Source organism: Chryseobacterium sp. SIMBA_029 (assembly GCF_046535275.1).
Lineage (GTDB): Bacteria > Bacteroidota > Bacteroidia > Flavobacteriales > Weeksellaceae > Chryseobacterium.
The window spans coordinates 1-265 of record NZ_JAWRXA010000427.1 but is presented as its reverse complement, the minus strand read 5'-3'; the positions used below and the strand labels follow the sequence as shown (position 1 = coordinate 265).

Annotated in this window: 1 protein-coding gene; it reads right to left on the bottom strand. The window is 40.8% G+C overall.

What is annotated here, in order from left to right; all coding sequences use genetic code 11:
* Nucleotides 1–265 (bottom strand): S46 family peptidase (locus SB679_RS24705; protein ID WP_410704927.1); only part of this gene is annotated, 265 nt, incomplete at both ends.

Genomic DNA, 265 nt, shown 5'->3' with positions numbered 1-265 from the left:
CGTCTTTCTGTTTCGTTGCCCAGAAACCATTTTTTAAATAGTCTTTCTCTGGAGTAGAAGCAGCAGCAACGGCACCATAACCGCAGTGGTGGTTCGTGAATAAAAGTCCTTTATCAGAAACAATTTCACCTGTACAGAAACCACCGAAGCTTACGATAGCATCCTTTAAGCTGGAATTATTTACTGAATAAATTTCCTCAGGCGTTAGCTGTAGACCCTCTTTTTGCATATCAACACCGTTAAGTCTTTTGATGAGCATTAGCAG